The sequence below is a fragment of the Collinsella aerofaciens genome, assembly GCF_039758815.1.
In the GTDB taxonomy this organism is placed as follows: Bacteria; Actinomycetota; Coriobacteriia; order Coriobacteriales; family Coriobacteriaceae; genus Collinsella; species Collinsella aerofaciens_BP.
Genome location: NZ_JBDMSK010000019.1, coordinates 5,021 through 22,021 on the forward strand (window position 1 = coordinate 5,021; position 17,001 = coordinate 22,021).

The window sequence follows — 17,001 nt, forward strand, 5'->3', positions numbered from 1 at the left end:
TGGACCTGACAAGATTCGAACTTGTGACCTCCCGGTTATCAGCCGGACGCTCTAACCAACTGAGCTACAGGTCCATCATGGTGGAGGTTAGGGGGATCGAACCCCTGACCTCAGGCTTGCAAAGCCCGCGCTCTCCCAGCTGAGCTAAACCCCCACGGAGACAGTAATAAACACCCCAGCGGCGACTCGGCTCTCGCTGGGGTGTTTATTGCGAAAGAAAGTGGTGGACCTGACAAGATTCGAACTTGTGACCTCCCGGTTATCAGCCGGACGCTCTAACCAACTGAGCTACAGGTCCATCGCGCAAGGGATATATTAGACGAGTCGTTACGCGCGCGTCAACAACTTTTTTTAAAATCTTTGAAGGGTGTTCGCCCCGGTCGCACGGCGGCATGTGAAGTCGCCTACTCGGACAGTCCTGACTCGCACAGAGAGCACATTGAGTGCTCTCCGGCTCGTGCGGAACTCGCGATCGACTTCGCATGCCGCCGGGCAGCCGGGGCCGACGCGGGGTTCAAAGGTTTTCAAAAAAAGCGGTCGGCGCGCAGTGCGCCGACCGCCGATATATGGGGTCTGATATTTTCTACCAGCTAGGGCCTCTTACTCGTCGAGGAGATCTTCTGGCATGTCGTTGCCGTCGCCTAGGTCGACTGGGGCCTCTTCGACGTCGGCTGCACCTTCGCCTTCGGGCTTCTCTTTGGCGGCCGTCATGCGCGCTACGGCGCAGATGCGGTCGTTATCGTCGACGGTCATCATCTTGACGCCCTGGGTGGCGCGACCGGTCTGGCTGATCTCATCGGTCTTGACGCGAATGACCGTCGCGCCCTCCGTCACGATGAACAGCTCATGCTGCGGGCCCACCGTCTTCATGGCTGCGAGGTTACCCTTGCGCTCGGTCATCTGGATGGTGTAGACACCCTGACCGCCGCGGTTCTGCTCCGGGTAATCCGAGACCGGCGTGCGTTTGCCGTAGCCGCGCTCGGTAATGACGAACAGGTCGCCGTTACCGTTGGTAATTTCCATGCCAAGAACGCTCACGCCTTCCTTCATGCCAATGCCGCGGACGCCGCTGGTATCGCGACCGGTGGCGCGCACCTGGTCCTCGGGGAACATAATCGCCTTGCCCGCGGTGGTTGCCATGATGATCTTGTCACCCTCGCGCACGCGACGTACAGCGAGCAGCGCGTCGTCGTCCCTCAGGTTGATGGCGATCAGGCCGTCGCGGCGGCTACGGTCGTAGGCGCTCATCACGGTCTTCTTGACCATGCCGCTCTTGGTGGCAAACATCAGGTACTCGTCGGCGGGGAACTCGCGGCAGCTGATGACGCTCGCGATCTTCTCGCCCTCCTCGAAAGGCAGCAGGTTGACGATCGCGGTGCCGCGCGCCTGGCGCGTGCCAACCGGCAGCTCGTGCACCTTCAGGCGATAGACTTTGCCCTTGCTCGAGAAGAACAGCACGTACTCGTGCGTGGACGCGATAAACATCTCGTCGATAACGTCGTCCTCTTTAAGGTTGACGCCAGACACGCCCTTGCCGCCGCGCTTTTGGGCGCGATAGGCGGCCACCGGGATGCGCTTGACGTAGCCGGTGTGGGTGATGGTCACGACCATGTCCTCGTCGGCAATCAGATCTTCGACGTCCAGGTCCTTCTCGACATGGCTGATCTCGGTGCGGCGCTTGTCGCCGAACTTCTTGGAAATCTCGCGCATCTCTTCCTTGATGACGCCCAGAATCTTCTCCTCGTGCGCCAGCAGGTCCTCGTAGTAGGCGATGGCGCGGCGCAGGCCGTCCAGCTCTTCCTGAATCTTGTCACGCTCCAGGCCGGTCAGGCGGCGCAGCTTCATCTCGAGGATGGCCGTGGTCTGCTCGGGCGTAAAGCCAAAACGCTCGATCAGGCGGCTGCTGGCCTCAGAGTCGGTCTGCGAGGAGCGGATGATGCTGATGACCTCGTCGATATGGTCGAGAGCCATCAGGTAGCCCTCGAGGATATGGGCACGCGCCTGTGCCTTCTTGAGGTCAAAGCGGGTGCGGCGGGTGACGACGTCGACCTGGTGGTCGATGTAGTGCTGCAGCATCTCGCGCAGGCTCAGGCATTTGGGAACGCCGTTGACAAGCGCCAGGTTGTTGGCACCAAAGGTCGTCTGCAGCGAGGTGTACTTGTACAGGTTGTTGAGCACGACCTGAGGGATAACGCCCTTCTTGAGCTCGATGACCAGACGGATACCCTTCTGGTTGGATTCATCGCGCATATCCGAGATACCCTCGATGCGCTTGTCATTGACGAGCTGGGCGATTTTCTCCTGCAGGGTGCCCTTGTTGACCATGTAGGGAATCTCGGTAAAGACCAGGCGGCTGCGGCCGGTCTTGGTGGATTCCACGTGGGCCTTGGCGCGCACGGTAATGGAGCCGCGGCCGGTCTCGTAGCTCTGCCTAATGCCGGCGCTACCCATGATGATGGCACCGGTGGGGAAGTCCGGACCGGGCATGATCTGCATGAGCTCGTCGACGGTGGCGTCGGGGTTGTCGATCAGGTAGCAGGTGGCCTCGATCGCCTCGGTGAGGTTATGCGGGGCGATGTTGGTGGCCATGCCGACGGCGATACCCTGGCTGCCGTTGACCAGCAGGTTGGGGAAGCGCGCAGGCAGCGCCTGGGGCTCGGCGAGCGACTCGTCGTAGTTGGGCTGCCAGTCGACGGTGTCCTTCTGCAGGTCACGCAAGAGCTCCATGGCGGGCTTCGCCAGGCGGCTCTCGGTGTAACGCATGGCGGCGGCGCCGTCGCCGTCGATGTTGCCGAAGTTGCCGTGACCGTCAATGAGCGGCGTGCGCATGGAGAACCACTGCGCCAGGCGGACCATGGCCTCATAGACCGCGGAGTCGCCGTGCGGATGGTACTTACCGATAACTTCGCCGACCGTCCAGGCCGACTTCTTGTGCGGACGGTTGGGGTAGATGCCGCTCTCGTTCATTGCGTACAGGATGCGACGGTGCACCGGCTTTAAGCCATCGCGCACGTCCGGCAGGGCGCGCGCCGTGATGACCGACATCGAGTACTCGATGAACGACTGCTTCATCTCGCGGCCGAACTCTGAAATCTGGAGCTGGCCGCCGTTTATATCCTCGCCGGCCGAGGCACCACGATCGACTTCGCCAAAGCTCTCCTCGAGCTCACCGTCGTCATCCTCTTCCTCATCATCATCGGCATCGGGGTTATAGGCATCCGGATCGCCGTCCTCGCCCTGCTCGGCGCGGGCGAGCAGGCGCTTCAGATCGTCGGGCATGCCGGCGTCGCTGGCCTCGTCCATACCCTCGTTATTGTTGATATCGTCTGCCACGTTACCTCCTCTTAAGCATCAAGGAATCGTGCATCATGCGCGTGTTTTTCAATGTACTCGCGGCGATAGCCGACCTCGGAACCCATGAGCTCGCGCACGGCGCGGTCCGCCACCACGGCGTCCTCGATCGACACGCGCTGCAGAATGCGGGTCTTGGGATCCATCGTCGTCGAGGCAAGCTGCTTGGGGTCCATCTCGCCCAGGCCCTTATAACGCTGGACGGTGTAGCCCTTGCGCTTCTTAGTGATCTTGCCGTCCTTGGCCTTGCCGTCCTCGTCGTTGTCGTCGGGGTTCAGTCCCAGGCTCTGGATGGTGTCGCGCAGGATCTCGTCTTCGGGCTGGCGGCCGTTGGGATACACGTAGTGAATCTTGTTGCGCGCCTTGATGCCAAAGATGGGCGGGCACGCGACGTAAACGTAGCCGGCGTCAATCAGCGGGCGCATGTACTTGTAAAAAAACGTCAGCAGCAGGATGCGGATGTGCGCACCGTCGACGTCTGCATCGGTCATGATGATGATCTTGTGGTAGCGCGCCTTGGTGATGTCAAAGTCGCCGCCGTCGCCGGCGCCCGTCGTGACGCCGCAGCCGATCGCGGTGATGAGTGACTGGATGGTGTCGCTCGAAAACGCACGATGATCGCCCACGCGCTCGACGTTCAAAATCTTGCCGCGCAGGGGTAGGATCGCCTGGATGTCTCGGCGACGGCCATCCTTGGCCGAGCCGCCTGCCGAGTCGCCCTCTACGATAAAGAGCTCAGTCAACTCGGCGTCGCGCACCGAACAGTCGGCGAGCTTGCCGGGCAGCGACGCCGTCTCGAGCAGGCTCTTGCGGCGGGTCGCCTCGCGCGCCTTGCGGGCGGCGTTGCGCGCCTTGCAGGCCTGTTGGGCCTTCTTGACGATCTCGCGAGCGGGCTTGGGATGCTCCTCGAGGTAATCGGCAAGCCCGTCGGTCACGATCTTGAGCGTCAGCGCGCGCATATAGGAGCTGCCGAGCTTGGCCTTGGTCTGGCCCTCAAACTGCGGATCGGGCAGTTTGACCGAGATAACGGCCGACAGGCCCTCGCGCACATCGTCGCCGGTCAGGTTGGCGTCTTTTTCCTTGAGCAGGTTCTGCTTGCGAGCGTAATCGTTAATCACGCGGGTGAGTGCGGTACGGAAGCCCTCGAGGTGCATGCCGCCCTCGGGGGTGTAGATGTCGTTGGCAAACGACATGACGTTCTCACCGTAGCCGCTATTCCACTGCAAGGACACCTCGACCTCGCCCATCTTGGTCACGGGCGCATCCGGATCCGATTTGCCCTCAATATAGATGGGTTCCTTAAAGGCCTCGGGGACATCCTTGCCCTCATTGAGGAACTTAACGAAGTCGATAATGCCGCCGGCGTAGCAAAACTCCTCCACATGGAGAGTCGCCTCGCGCTCGTCGGTCAGCACGATCTTGAGGTTCTTGTTGAGGAATGCCGTCTCCTGCAGACGGTTGTGCAGCGTGTCGAAATCGTAGATGCAGGTCTCGAAGATCTCGTCGTCGGGCCAGAAGCTGACAGTGGTACCCGTCGTCTCCGAAGTGCCCACGACCTCCATCTTCTTGACGGTCTTGCCGCGCGAAAACTCCATCTCGTAGATGTTGCCATCGCGGCATACCCGTACGACCACACGCTTGGACAGGGCGTTGACGACGGAGATGCCCACGCCGTGCAGGCCGCCCGAGACCTTGTAGGCCGAGTTATCGAACTTACCGCCGGCGTGCAGGATCGTCATGACGACCTCGAGCGTCGGGATCTTTTTGATGGGATGCTCGTCGACGGGGATACCGCGCCCGTTATCGACGACCGTGATGGAGTTGTCGGCGTGGACCGTCACCTGGATCTCGGTGCAGAAACCGGCCATGGCCTCGTCGACGGAGTTGTCAACGATCTCCCACACCAGGTGATGAAGACCGCTGGCGCTCGTCGAGCCAATGTACATGCCCGGGCGCTTACGAACGGCCTCGAGACCTTCGAGAATCTTAATCTCGCCGCCATCGTAATCGTTTTCGTTTGCCACACGTCCTCCTTCAGTTAAGAAAATGTGTACAGCCTTACTAGTTTATCGTAAAAAAATACCCTCGGGAACGAGGGTATTTGGCTCTACAAGGCCACCAGATGCGATTTAAGGCTCTTTTTTGCTCTGCACGCCCTTGGCCCACTCGGCACTGGCTCTCATGGCGTTCTCGAGGGCCTCGCGCAGCTTTTGGTCCTCGATGGGTGCCACTTGGCGCTCGATCTCGGCACGCTCGGCACCGCTGAGGTCGGCATGCGGAGCCGGCGGACGCTCGGCCACGGCCGGACGCAGGCGCTCTTTTGCAGCGGGCGGTGTGTGGCCGGGGGCGGTCGTCTTGAACACCAGGCCGTCGACGTGCGCGCCGGCGCGCTCCATGCGCGCACGGATAATCTCGCGCAAAAGCGTCATCTCCTGCGTCCATGAGGGCGAATCGAGGTACACCAGCAGTTCGTTGGACTCGGGCAGGTAGCGCAGGCCCGTCACATGGCGTCCCTCGCGCGTGCCCGAGCACACCGCATTCCAGGCGTGATAGACCGCACGAGATTCCTCTGCAGCCTCCATCTGCGCGCGGCGCTCAGGTGTCGCGGTCGCCAGGATGCGCTGACGCTCGGCATCCAAAAAGCCGCCAAAGGCAACCGTTCCGTTCTCGCGCTCGTAATTAGCACGTCTCACCCATGCTCACCACCTTGGCTCGATCAAGCAGGTCATCGGTAAAATACCCCAGATTGGTGGTGGTTATGACTGTCTGGATATCATCACCGATCAGCTGCAGAAAAGCGCCTCGACGCCCGGCGTCGAGTTCGCTCATCACGTCGTCCAAGAGCAGCAGCGGCGCGGTGCCCAGGATATCGCGCGCCACGGCCACTTCTGCCACCTTCCAGGCAAGCACCAGCGTTCGCTGCTGGCCCTGGCTGGCAAATGAACGGGCCGATCGGCCCGCGACGGAAAACTCAATCTCGTCGCGATGCGGACCCACGAGCGTCACGCCGCGGCGGATCTCCTCGTCGGCGCGCTCATCGAGCGCCGAGAGCATGCGCTCATACGCCCAGCCCCTGAGCTCGTCGCGATCCTCTGTGCGAGGCAAGTCGCCAAGCGTGGACACATAGGACACGCCGGCGGGCTCGCCGGATGCCACGCGGCCATAGGCGTCGCGCACATGGCCCGACAGCCGGTCGAGCAGAGCCAGACGATGCACGAGTAGGGCCGAACCGGCGCGGGCGAGCGATTCGTTCCAGGCGCCGAGCATCTCGCGGCAGCACCAGGTCTCCTTGAGCAGGGCATTGCGCTGGGTCACGCAGCGCCCGTAGGCACTAGCCAGATCGGCATAGCGCGCACTCAGCTGAACGCCAAAGTCATCGAGTGCGGTGCGGCGCACGCTGGCACCCCGCTTGACCATATCCAGGTGGTCCGGGCAAAACAAAACGCTCGGCAGTACCCCGCGCACGCCGGCCGCAGCGCAGCGCTTGCCGTTGCGGCTAAACGAACGCTTGCCGTCTTCCACGCTCAGCCCCATGTCCAGCACGCGCCCATCGCCTTCGAGCCTCAGCTCGACCTTGCATGAGCCCACGCCGTCGTGCACGAGCTCGGCTGCGGTCGGATGCCTAAACGAGGCGCCACTCGTCAGCAGCTGCAGCGCCTCTATGAGGTTGGTCTTTCCCGCCGCGTTGGGACCTGCGAGCACTGTCACGCCGTCGCTCAGAGCAAGGCGGTAACTGTCGAAGCTGCGATAGCGCGTAACGGAAAGATCGCGTGCGAACATGGTCATGGGTAGCGCTAGATGCGTACCGGCATGACCAGGTACAGGTAGTTGATCTTGTCGTAGGACTTGAAGATGCCAGCCTGCGAATAGCTCTTGAGCTCCAGCGTGATCTCCTTCTCCTTGGACAGGGCATTGAGGCAGCCAAAGATGTAGTGGTAGTTGAAGGCGATGGTGCCCGACTCGCCCTCGGCCTCGACATCGATCGTCTCCTGCGCCAGATCCTGATCGTTGGAAATGGAGGACAGGCCCATCTGGCCGTTCTCGACGTCAATCTCAAACTTGACAGCGGGGTTGGCGCTCGCGATAACGGCCACGCGCTTAAGGGCGGCGTTAAAGGCGGCCACGTCGATCTTGACGCTCGTCACGCACGAATCGGGGATGAGCTGCTTGTAATTGGGATAAACGCCCTCGATGCGGCGCGACACGTAGGTGGTGTTGCCGGCCTCAAAGACAACCTGGGTGTCGGTTGCGCCGATCATGATGGTCGCCTGGCTCGCCATGATGCTCAGTGCGTCGTTGAAGGCGTCGGCAGGCACGTTGAGCTCAAAGGAACCTTCGAGAGTCGAGGTCTCGACCTGCGTATCGCACACGGCCAGTCGGAAGGAATCGGTCGCGACCAGGCGCACGGTGTTGTTCTCAACCTTCATGTGCACGCCACCCAGGATGGGGCGGGCCTTGTCGGTCGAGGTGACGCGCCATACGCGGCTCACCATTTCGGACAGGATATCGGTCGGCAGCTCGACGGCGCTCTCGATGGCGTATGCCGGGAACTCGGGAAAGTCGTTGGCATCGAGCGTGTTGAGGCGAAAAGAGCTCTTCTCGCAGCCAATCAAAACCTGACGCTCGGACAGCTCAAAGGTGACCGGGGCATCGGGAAGGGTCTTGGTGATGTTGGAGAGCATCTTGCAGGGAATCACCATCTCGCCCTCCTCTTCGACATGAGCCGCAATGCGGTGACGAATCGAGATGGTGTAGTTGGAGGTCTGGAATTCCAAGATGCCGTCTTGTGCCTTAACGAGCACGCCCGACAGAATGGGAAGGGTGGATGCCGAAGCGACGCCTTTCATAACGACGCCGATGGCTTGCGTAAGCGAGCTCTGGCTGACGGTGAACTTCATCTTTTAATACCTTTCTATAGATATAAATATCTTAATAATAGTAATAGTACTGACGAAACTGTTGATTACTCCTAAAAGTGCAGGTCAGCCCTAAAAAGAGAATCGACAGGAACCTGTGTGCAACCGGGTATGTTTTCCACGTTCAAAACCTGCGCAAAACTTTTCATCACCGCGGCTCGAGTTTTCGACACCTTATAACCGTCGTTTCGACAAGTTTTCAACAGGTGTGTCCATTTACCTACGAGCGCAGTGTAATTTTATCGCGCAGCGACTTGAGGTCTTCGGTAACAGTCCGGTCTTCCTGAATCATCTTCTGAACCTTTTTATAGCTCGTGCTGACGGTCGAGTGGTTGCGGTTGCCAAACTCGGCGCCCACGGCCGTCGTCGTCATCTCGCACATCTCAATCGCCAGGTAGATAGCGATATGGCGCGCCTTGGCGATATTGGCGTTGCGGCGAGGCCCGATGAGTTCCTCGTGCGTCACACCGTATTGCTCCTCGATGACGGACTGGACCGTCTGCACATTGATCTTCTTGGCCGATGTGTCGAAGTACTGGTTGGCGATGGCGTCGATGTCGTCAAAGGTGAGCTCCCCGCCCTCGCGCTCGCGATCGCCCGCTTCGCCGGCACAACGCTCGCAAAAGCTCTCGAGCTCGCGGATGTTGGTGCCCGAGACCTCGGCCATGTGTTTAAAGTGCGCGTCGGTTAGATGCCCGCCGCCGCCCCCGTAGGCCGCCAGCAGCGAGTCGTTGCCTGCCTCGGGTGCGGCGGCGATCGTGTTCTCGTAATAACGCTGCAAAATTTTGTACTTCATCTCGTAGCTGGGCTCCGCCACCAGGCACAGCAGACCGGCATTAAAGCGACTGGTCAGGCGCTCGTCCATATTAAGGTCCTTGGGGGCGCGGTCGGCGGCGATCACGACCTTCTTGTTGTTACGGATAAATTCGTCCATCAACTGGAAGAAGTAATCCACGCTCGCGCGCTTGCCAATGATGTTCTGGATGTCATCGATGATAAGCACGTCGACGCCGTGGTACGCCTGCATAATGGGGGCGTTGCTCTTCTTTTGGCGGTCGAATTCCGTCATCAAGTCGTCCAGATATGCCTGCGAGTTGGCGTACTTCACCTTGATCTCGGGCGATTTCTCTGCCAGCTCATTTTTGATGGCGAGCAGCAGGTGCGTCTTGCCCAGGCCCGATTTGCCGTAGATGAACAGCGACGTGCAGGTACCGGGCGTGTCTGCAAGCATGGCGAATTTGAGCGCCGATCGGTAGGCAAGACTGTTCTCCGGTCCGAAGACGAAGTTTTCAAACGTGAATTTCGAATTCGCTGCGAGGGGTGCCCCGTCTGCGTTTTTCTCGACTGCCGCCGGGGCCGCCGCCGAAGGTGCTGTCGGCGTTGCGGACGAACTCGCGCTTTTCGCCGGTGGCCTGCCGTTCATTTGGGTCATCATGCGGCGGAAATCGTCGGCGGACAACGTGTTTTTGATTGCAATGCCCGATTCCTCGCCGGGTGTCGCCTCATGTGCGACGGGCATATGCGTGGCGGTCGGGATGGGCGAGGGGGCTGGCTCTGCCGCCGGTGCGACCGAAGCAGTCGGCTGCGGTGCCATGGTTTCACGGGAAACATCGTCGCGTCGAGGCTCGGGCGCCGGCGTTGCCGCTGCGGTGTCGGTCGCTACCGGGTGAGTGACCGGGGCCGTATTTGCCGAGGCACCTTGCGGTGCCACGATATTGAGCGCGATCGGCGCAAAGGCTATCTCTTCTAGGTACGCCTCGATGGTCGGTTGATGCTTTTTGAGCTGAGCGATGGCAAATCGTGAGGGGGCCTCAATCGTCAAGGTGTCCTCGGTTAAGCTCACGGCGCGCGATTGTCCCAGCATATTGATGAGGCGTGCATCTTGGCCGTCGCGCTGACAAAAGGCGATGGCATCCCCCAGGATGATGCTTGCTTCCTCGTCCACTGTTTCTCCCGTTCCTTAACTTTGGGCTCGCACGCGAGCGCTGCCTATCTCGGTCAGATGATATTTCTGGCCATGTTTGATTACCAAGCCGGCTTGTGCCAAGTCGTTGAGCGTTCGCGACCACGTGGGCGCTGAGTTTCCAAACGCTCGTGCCAGGTCGGTTGCGCCACACTCCTGGTTTTGAGCCAGATAGCCCAGTGCCGCTTCGCCGCGCTCGCTCACAAATACGTTTTGCTGCGGCTGTGCATAGTGATTCGCCGCATTAGGATACATCATTTGAGCTGCTGGTTGTTGAGAACTCTGCATGGGCAGCGGCTGCTGTTGAAAACTTTGAGGCCACTGTTGGTAAGGCTGCGGGGGCATCTGCTGGGCCCATGGGTTGTACTGCGCCTGGGGCATCTGTTGGTACGGCTGCTGGTATCCCAGCGGGTATTGCTGGGGGTATGCCTGCGCATATCCCGTTTGCGGCGCGTATTGAGCCGGATACCCTTGCGGGTTCGGTTGATAGGACATCTGCTGTGCGGCCGATGCGCCTGCCATCTGCTGTAAGGATCCCGCATCCTGGCCCATCGCTGGCCTTGCATCGGGTATGTTCTGCGGAATCGCGCCCGAGGGTGCCTGGGGCTCTTGCGTGGGGGCCATGCCAGGCTGCTGCATGGGGGCCATTTGCTGTTGCACCTGTTGCATCGTTGCGGGTTGCTGCGTGAAGGCGCCCGGCATGGGATGTGCCTGCTGCTCTGCTTCGGGTCGCACGGCTGCCCCGCGCCCGCCAGCACGCTCGATTTCCTGCACGCGCTTGGGGTTCAGACTTACCGTCACGACGGTGCCGTTGCCCATGTTGTCCTCGATGGAGACGGCGCCGCCGGCGTTTTCCAAGTACTCCTGTACCATGGGAAATCCGGCGCCGGTGCCGCGGATATACCGTTTCATCTTGCTGTTTGCGCTGGTTACGCCAAAGTCGAAGGCACGCTCTTTGTCGTCGATGCCCGGACCCTGATCGGCAAAGCGGATGGTGTCGCCGCCGTCGAGAATCGAGATGATGGGCTCTGCAAAATGCGCGTGGATAAAGTTTTCGACAATCTCGCGGATAACCATCAACGAGATGCGTCCTCCCTGCTCCTTCATGCACTGGTAGACGGTGTTGGTTGTCTCTTCCAGGTAGGTACGGACGTCTTGCGGTTCGATGACGATGACACGCGGTGTCGACAGCATGTCGTCGTAGACCGCGATGCGCGCTGCATACATGGCCTTCGGTGCTTGTGCGGTGACCTGCTCGCTCTCGTTGCGTTCTTCGCGCACGCCGGTGATGTGCTCGTTGTCGGGTGCCGGATCACCGGAATCGACCATGGTGTAGAAGTCGTCAGACATGCCGCTCGCAATCTTTCAAAAGGTTTTGAACAAATAGTAGCTCACCGCGCAATGTTTCTCATCTTTCGACAAGTTTTCAAAACCTGTCGAAAACTTTGGAAAACGGGCGAAAAGTTCTCAACATTTCCAACATGACCTGTTGAAAACTCGATGAAATTTCGTGAAAAGTTGCCTGCTGCCTCAAATGCCGGTTCTGCTTATGGGGGAACCGTGTACTCTTTGCAACCTTTCACCTTTGATTTCTTGACATTTGAACATTGATTTCCCTACAATCTTCAAGCTCACGTGTCTATATCTGCGTCCGCGCCCCCGCGGACACTCGAAATGCAGCAGGAGGAACTTAAGATGAAGCGTACGTATCAGCCTAATAAGCGTAAGCGTGCCAAGACCCATGGCTTCCGTGCCCGTATGGCCACTAAGGGTGGTCGTGCCGTGCTCGCCCGTCGTCGCGCCAAGGGCCGCAAGCGTCTCACTGTCTAGCAGCGATACACACATCTCGCATGAAGACTATTAAGTCTCGGCAAGATTTCGAGCATGTGTTCAGTCAGGGGCGTCGTTTCAATCACCCTCTGATTCGAATGACCATATGTGAATCGGTTGGCGAAGGCGACTCCGGAAGGGTCGCCTTCGTTGGTGCTAAACGACTCGGTTGTGCTGTCGTGCGCAACCGATCTAAGCGTGTGATGCGCGAGGCCGCCCGCAGCTGTGGATTTCCCGTTGCGGGTTATGACATCATCTTGTTCGCGACTCCCAAGACGAGGGTTTCCTCGCCGCAGGAGATGGACAAGGCATTGCGTTCGCTTATGAAACGCGCCGGCGTTGCCGGGGAGGAGCGATGAGCAATCACGTTTTGCGACGTGTTGCCATCGCTCCTATTCGCATATATCAACAGGTTATTTCGCCCTTATTGCCTGACGCCTGCATTTATTACCCAACGTGCTCACAATACGCTATCCAGGCGATTGAGAAGTACGGTGTTTTGAGAGGCTGCTGGCTTGCCGTGAGGCGCATCGCTCGCTGCAATCCCCTGCACGTCGGCGGTTATGACCCTGTGCCTTAGCGGGCACTCGCTATCGGAGGAAAACTTACATGTGGGATTGGATCGTTAACATCCTTTTCGAGCTGCTCAAGCTCATCCAGACCTTTGCGGTCGACTGGGGCCTGTCCATCATCATCCTGGTGGTCATCATCCGTCTGCTGCTGACGCCGCTTATGCTCAAGTCGACCAAGTCGACGGCTCGCATGCAGGTGCTGCAGCCCAAGATGCTCGAGATCCAGGAGCGCTACGCCGACGACCCCCAGCGTCAGGCCGAGGAGATGCAGAAGTTCTACAGCGAGAACAAGTTCAATCCGCTGGCCGGCTGCCTGCCGCTTCTGATTCAGATGCCCATCCTTATCGCCCTGTTCACGCTTCTGCGCAACCTGCCGCAGTACTTTAACGAGGGCACGTTCTCGTTCTTTAACATCCTGCCCGATCTGACCACCACGCCGAGCGCCTCTTTTGCCGATGGCTTTATGGTTGCGCTGCCTGCGCTGATCTGCCTGATCCTGTTTGCTGTCTTGACCCTGATTCCGCAGCTGTATATGTCCCGCAATCAGACTGGTCAGCAGGCCCAGAGCATGCGCATGATGGCTGTCGTCATGACCGTCATGATGCTTTGGATGGGCTGGAGCCTGCCCGTCGGCGTTCTGCTGTACTACGATGTGTCTTCTGCCTGGCAGGTTATCCAGCAGATCTTCGTGACGCAGAAGGTTATCGACAAGGCCAAGGCCGATGAGGAGGAGCGCCTCAAGAACGCTCCGCTGCAGGTCGAGGTTACCCGTCGCGAGAAGAAGCCGCGTCCGCACAAGAAGAAGTAGTCGGGATATCAATCTTATTTAGGTACCTAACTTTTGGAGTACGTTATGTCTGAAGAGATCATCGAGGATATGCTTGAGGAGGTTGCCCCGCAGATTGCGGGCGATTATCCCGAGATTACACAGCGCTACAAGGCCGGTGAAGAGCTGACCGATGGGGAGCTCGACACCATTGCCGATGTTGCGATTTCCATTCTGCGTTCCATCCTTTCGCACTTCGATGCCGCCAACTCTCCTATTGATGAGTACGAGGGCGACGAGGGCGAGCTGATTTTGGATGTTACCGCTCCTGATCTTGCTGTTCTCATTGGCCGTCATGGTCGTACCCTTGATGCTCTTCAGGTCATGTTCTCTTTGCTGGTGAGCCGCAAGCTTGGCTTTAGGTATCCGGTTGTGGTTGACGTTGAGGGCTACAAGAGCCGTCGTCAGGACAAGGTTGCCTCAATGGCTCAGTCGGCCGCCGAGCGTGCCATCCGTACCCATAAGAGTGTTTCGCTTCCGCCCATGAATGCCTATGAGCGCCGACTGGTTCATATTGCACTTCGTGGCAATGATGCTGTCGATACCCATTCTGAGGGTTCTGACCCTGATCGCCATGTGGTGATTGTTGCTCGATAATCTACTCGAGCTTATGCTAAGGGGGCGTGGTTTCCACGTCCCCTTTTTTTGTCAAAAGTTCTCGATACACTGATTTTTGTCAGAAAGGAGCTTCTGTTGTTTGTACTTACTGATCAGCAGACTGACGAGATGCTCAGCCGTCTAACTTCCTATTGCAAAGAGTATTCCTTGAGCGTAACTGATGCTGAGCTGAGGAAATGTATCCAGCATTTGGATTTGGTTCTGGAAACAAATAAGACAACCAATCTCACTCGTATTCTTAACGTTGAAGATGCTGCGGTACTTCATATCCTCGACTCACTTGTTTTGCTTCCTTATGTCAATAAGGCTCCTGATGGAGCTTTGCTCGATATGGGAACAGGCGCAGGCTTCCCTGGTATTCCATTAACGATAACCACGCATCGTAAAGCTACTTATATTGACTCTGTTGGCAAAAAGGTTGATGCTGTCAATTCTTTTGTTCATGCTCTCGGATTGAAATATGGCCATGCAGTCCATGATCGTCTTGAAGAATATGCTCGAAGCCATAAGAAGCAGTTCTCTGTTGTAACTGCCCGCGCACTGGCCCCTCTACCGATTCTTGTTGAGTATGCGGCTCCGTATCTGAAGGATGGAGGGCTATTTGTTATAACCAAGGGCAATCCTTCGGATGAGGAGCTTGCTTCCGGCATGTCAGCAGCTAAGATTTGCGGCTTCACTTTGCTTCTGAATGACGCAATTGATTTGCCTGAAGGCTTGGGTCACAGGGAGTTCATTGTTCTTAAGAAGAGTCATCCAGCATCCGTCTCATTGCCTCGTGCAAATGGCGTGGCAAAGAAGAATCCGCTTGCCTAGATGTTTCACGTGAAACATAATGGATACTAACAACTTGCAGTGTTTCACGTGAAATATGGCGGTTGATATCGATTCGGAATGTTTCACGTGAAACATCCTCCGTTTGACAGCTTTAATACACACCAGGAGGGACCGTGGGATTTCGCGACGTTAAGCGTTCTAAGAGCGCAAAAGACACGCGTATCATTGCAATCATCAATCAAAAAGGCGGCGTCGGTAAGTCAACGACGGCTGTAAACCTTGCAGCAGCACTGGGTGAGCAGGGTCGTAAGACACTGATTGTCGATTTTGATCCGCAGGGAAACAGCACCAGTGGATTCGGAATTGAAAAAGAAGACCTTGATCACTGCATCTATGATGCATTGTTGAATGATGTGCCGGCAGAATCGCTTGTTCTTGATACAAATTGCAAAAAGGTATTCGTAATTCCGGCTACAATTCAGCTTGCAGGCGCGGAAATTGAGCTCGTAAGCGCAATCGCTCGTGAAACCCGCCTTAAAGATTTGCTTGAGCCGATTCAGGACGAGTTCGATTTCATTTTCATTGACTGTCCTCCTTCGCTCGGCCTGCTTACTATCAATGCCTTGACTGCAGCAGATAGCGTTTTGATTCCGATCCAGTGTGAGTATTACGCACTCGAGGGCGTTACGAAGCTGCTTGAGTCAATGAAGATGGTCAAATCACGTCTGAACAAGGGCTTAGACACCTACGGTGTGCTTATGACCATGTATGACTCGCGTACTTCTCTATCGAATCAGGTTGTTGAGGAGGTTCAATCGTACTTTGGTGATAAGGCGTTTAAGACGCTGATTCCCCGTACGGTTAAAATCTCAGAAGCTCCGTCTTTTGGAGAACCGGTAATTACCTATGCACCTCAAAATAAAGGTGCAAAAGCTTATATGAACCTTGCAAAAGAGGTGATCAAGCGTGCCTAGTGTAAAGAAACGTGGCGGATTGGGACGTGGACTCAATGCTTTGGTCTCAGAGGCCGAGTATGAGACCGGTGGTTCGGCTGTGTCGGCTTCAAATGCCGCATCTGAAACAAAGCTACCTATTGAGGATATTGTTCCCAACCCTAATCAGCCGCGAATTCACTTTAACGAAACTGAACTTCGCGAGTTGAGCGAGTCAATCCAAGAACATGGCGTTTTGCAGCCGCTATTGGTTCGCAAGCGTGGAAACGGCTATGAGATCATCGCTGGCGAGCGTCGTTACCAGGCGTCAAAGCTTGCTGGTCTTGAGGAACTGCCTGTCATCATTAAAGACGTTAATGATGAAGAGATGCTGGCACTTGCTCTTATCGAAAATCTTCAGCGTTCTGATCTGAATCCCGTCGAAGAGGCTAAGGGCTATCGACAGCTCATCGATGCCAGCGGTATGACCCAGGAGGCATTGTCGAAGGCAGTAAGCAAGTCACGCTCTGCAATTACAAACTCGCTGCGTCTTCTCGATCTCCCCGAAATAGTTCAGCAGATGATTTTTGAGGGCAAACTTACTGCTGGTCATGCACGTGCGATTCTTGCAGTTCCCTATGAGGATGCACGAATTCGACTTGCAGAGAAAGTTGTTGCGGAGGGCCTTTCCGTAAGAGCGACAGAAAATCTTGCTCCGTTGTTTTCTGCCGGAGAGACACCTAAGACGCCTAGGCCTGCAACGCCTCAGTCTTTTAAAAAGGCTGCTCGTGTGCTTCGTCAGGTATTTAATACCAACGTGCGTGTTAAGAGCTCGCGTGGAAAGAATAAGATTGAGATTGAGTTTAAAGACGAGGAAGAGCTCTCTCGTATTCTTGGCGAAATGATTCAGTTTGATCAAGGAGGCCAAGATGAGGAATAGGATTTTAACTGCGATTGCATTGGCGACGACTGTCGCGGCTGGTGCCTTTGCTGGCTATAAGATCGCGACAGACGATGAACTTCGAGGTCGTTTGCTTCGTAGTGCGCAAGATATTGTCGATACATCCAAGAAGAAAATGGATGTTATGACAGAAGATGTTGCCATGCGTACGGCTCAGGTAACGAAGAATCCCAAGATTAATCAAGGTTGGGTTAGTAACCAATGGGAAAATGTAGGCTATTAGGTACCTAATAATTACTTAGCATATTTTGAGGGGTC

Annotated in this window: 16 protein-coding genes and 3 tRNA genes; 9 read left to right on the forward strand and 10 right to left on the reverse strand. The window is 57.2% G+C overall.

What is annotated here, in order from left to right:
- The 10 genes from ABHT90_RS08000 to ABHT90_RS08045 all read right to left on the reverse strand — a co-directional run bounded on the left by ABHT90_RS08000 (position 1) and on the right by ABHT90_RS08045 (position 11,580).
- Positions 1–74 (reverse strand) — tRNA-Ile (locus ABHT90_RS08000).
- A gap of 4 nt (positions 75–78) precedes the next feature.
- Positions 79–154, reverse strand: a tRNA-Ala gene (locus ABHT90_RS08005).
- A 67-nt stretch (positions 155–221) separates the two neighbouring features.
- Positions 222–298, reverse strand: a tRNA-Ile gene (locus ABHT90_RS08010).
- A 302-nt stretch (positions 299–600) separates the two neighbouring features.
- Positions 601–3,303, reverse strand: coding sequence for a DNA gyrase subunit A (gene gyrA, locus ABHT90_RS08015; RefSeq protein WP_346982176.1), 2,703 nt, complete (start codon positions 3,301–3,303; stop codon positions 601–603).
- Positions 3,304–3,344: 41 nt separating this feature from the next.
- Positions 3,345–5,375: a DNA topoisomerase (ATP-hydrolyzing) subunit B gene (gene gyrB, locus ABHT90_RS08020; protein WP_346982162.1), complete on the reverse strand. Its 2,031-nt coding sequence runs from the start codon at positions 5,373–5,375 to the stop codon at positions 3,345–3,347.
- Between the two features lie 105 nt (positions 5,376–5,480).
- Complete coding sequence (locus ABHT90_RS08025) at positions 5,481–6,044, reverse strand: DciA family protein (protein WP_346982163.1); 564 nt, start codon at positions 6,042–6,044, stop codon at positions 5,481–5,483.
- Positions 6,031–7,137 carry a DNA replication/repair protein RecF gene (recF, locus tag ABHT90_RS08030; protein ID WP_346982164.1) on the reverse strand — a complete coding sequence of 369 codons (1,107 nt, stop codon included), beginning with the start codon at positions 7,135–7,137 and terminating at the stop codon, positions 6,031–6,033. The genes ABHT90_RS08025 and recF overlap by 14 nt, the downstream gene beginning before the upstream one ends.
- A gap of 8 nt (positions 7,138–7,145) precedes the next feature.
- Complete coding sequence (gene dnaN, locus ABHT90_RS08035; protein WP_117647803.1) at positions 7,146–8,249, reverse strand: DNA polymerase III subunit beta; 1,104 nt, start codon at positions 8,247–8,249, stop codon at positions 7,146–7,148.
- Between the two features lie 238 nt (positions 8,250–8,487).
- A complete protein-coding gene (locus tag ABHT90_RS08040) occupies positions 8,488–10,212 on the reverse strand; it encodes a DnaA ATPase domain-containing protein (protein WP_346982165.1) in 1,725 nt (574 codons plus the stop codon).
- Between the two features lie 15 nt (positions 10,213–10,227).
- Complete coding sequence (locus ABHT90_RS08045; RefSeq protein ID WP_346982166.1) at positions 10,228–11,580, reverse strand: ATP-binding protein; 1,353 nt, start codon at positions 11,578–11,580, stop codon at positions 10,228–10,230.
- A 345-nt stretch (positions 11,581–11,925) separates the two neighbouring features.
- Here ABHT90_RS08045 and rpmH point away from each other — a divergent pair, with 345 nt between their 5' ends.
- The 9 genes from rpmH (at position 11,926) to ABHT90_RS08090 (ending at position 16,966) form a co-directional block, all read left to right on the forward strand.
- Positions 11,926–12,060 (forward strand): 50S ribosomal protein L34, encoded by a 135-nt coding sequence (rpmH, locus tag ABHT90_RS08050; protein ID WP_019127408.1) that lies wholly within the window; start codon positions 11,926–11,928, stop codon positions 12,058–12,060.
- Between the two features lie 20 nt (positions 12,061–12,080).
- Positions 12,081–12,419 (forward strand): ribonuclease P protein component, encoded by a 339-nt coding sequence (rnpA, locus tag ABHT90_RS08055; protein WP_006236191.1) that lies wholly within the window; start codon positions 12,081–12,083, stop codon positions 12,417–12,419.
- The gene (gene yidD, locus ABHT90_RS08060) at positions 12,416–12,640 is read left to right on the forward strand and encodes a membrane protein insertion efficiency factor YidD (RefSeq protein ID WP_117584026.1); all 225 of its coding nucleotides are present in this window, start codon (positions 12,416–12,418) and stop codon (positions 12,638–12,640) included. Before rnpA ends, yidD begins: the two co-directional genes overlap by 4 nt.
- A 29-nt stretch (positions 12,641–12,669) precedes the next feature.
- Entirely contained in the window at positions 12,670–13,440 is a 771-nt protein-coding gene (locus ABHT90_RS08065; protein ID WP_117803443.1) for a YidC/Oxa1 family membrane protein insertase, read from the forward strand.
- Between the two features lie 45 nt (positions 13,441–13,485).
- Positions 13,486–14,055 carry a Jag family protein gene (locus tag ABHT90_RS08070; protein WP_346982167.1) on the forward strand — a complete coding sequence of 190 codons (570 nt, stop codon included), beginning with the start codon at positions 13,486–13,488 and terminating at the stop codon, positions 14,053–14,055.
- Positions 14,056–14,151: 96 nt separating this feature from the next.
- On the forward strand, positions 14,152–14,889 hold the full coding sequence (rsmG, locus tag ABHT90_RS08075) for a 16S rRNA (guanine(527)-N(7))-methyltransferase RsmG (RefSeq protein WP_346982168.1): 738 nt from the start codon (positions 14,152–14,154) through the stop codon (positions 14,887–14,889).
- 134 nt (positions 14,890–15,023) lie between these two features.
- Complete coding sequence (locus ABHT90_RS08080) at positions 15,024–15,824, forward strand: ParA family protein (RefSeq protein ID WP_022093800.1); 801 nt, start codon at positions 15,024–15,026, stop codon at positions 15,822–15,824.
- A complete protein-coding gene (locus ABHT90_RS08085) occupies positions 15,817–16,722 on the forward strand; it encodes a ParB/RepB/Spo0J family partition protein (RefSeq protein ID WP_346982169.1) in 906 nt (301 codons plus the stop codon). The genes ABHT90_RS08080 and ABHT90_RS08085 overlap by 8 nt, the downstream gene beginning before the upstream one ends.
- Complete coding sequence (locus ABHT90_RS08090; RefSeq protein WP_149926478.1) at positions 16,712–16,966, forward strand: hypothetical protein; 255 nt, start codon at positions 16,712–16,714, stop codon at positions 16,964–16,966. The genes ABHT90_RS08085 and ABHT90_RS08090 overlap by 11 nt, the downstream gene beginning before the upstream one ends.
- Positions 16,967–17,001: the final 35 nt, after the last annotated feature.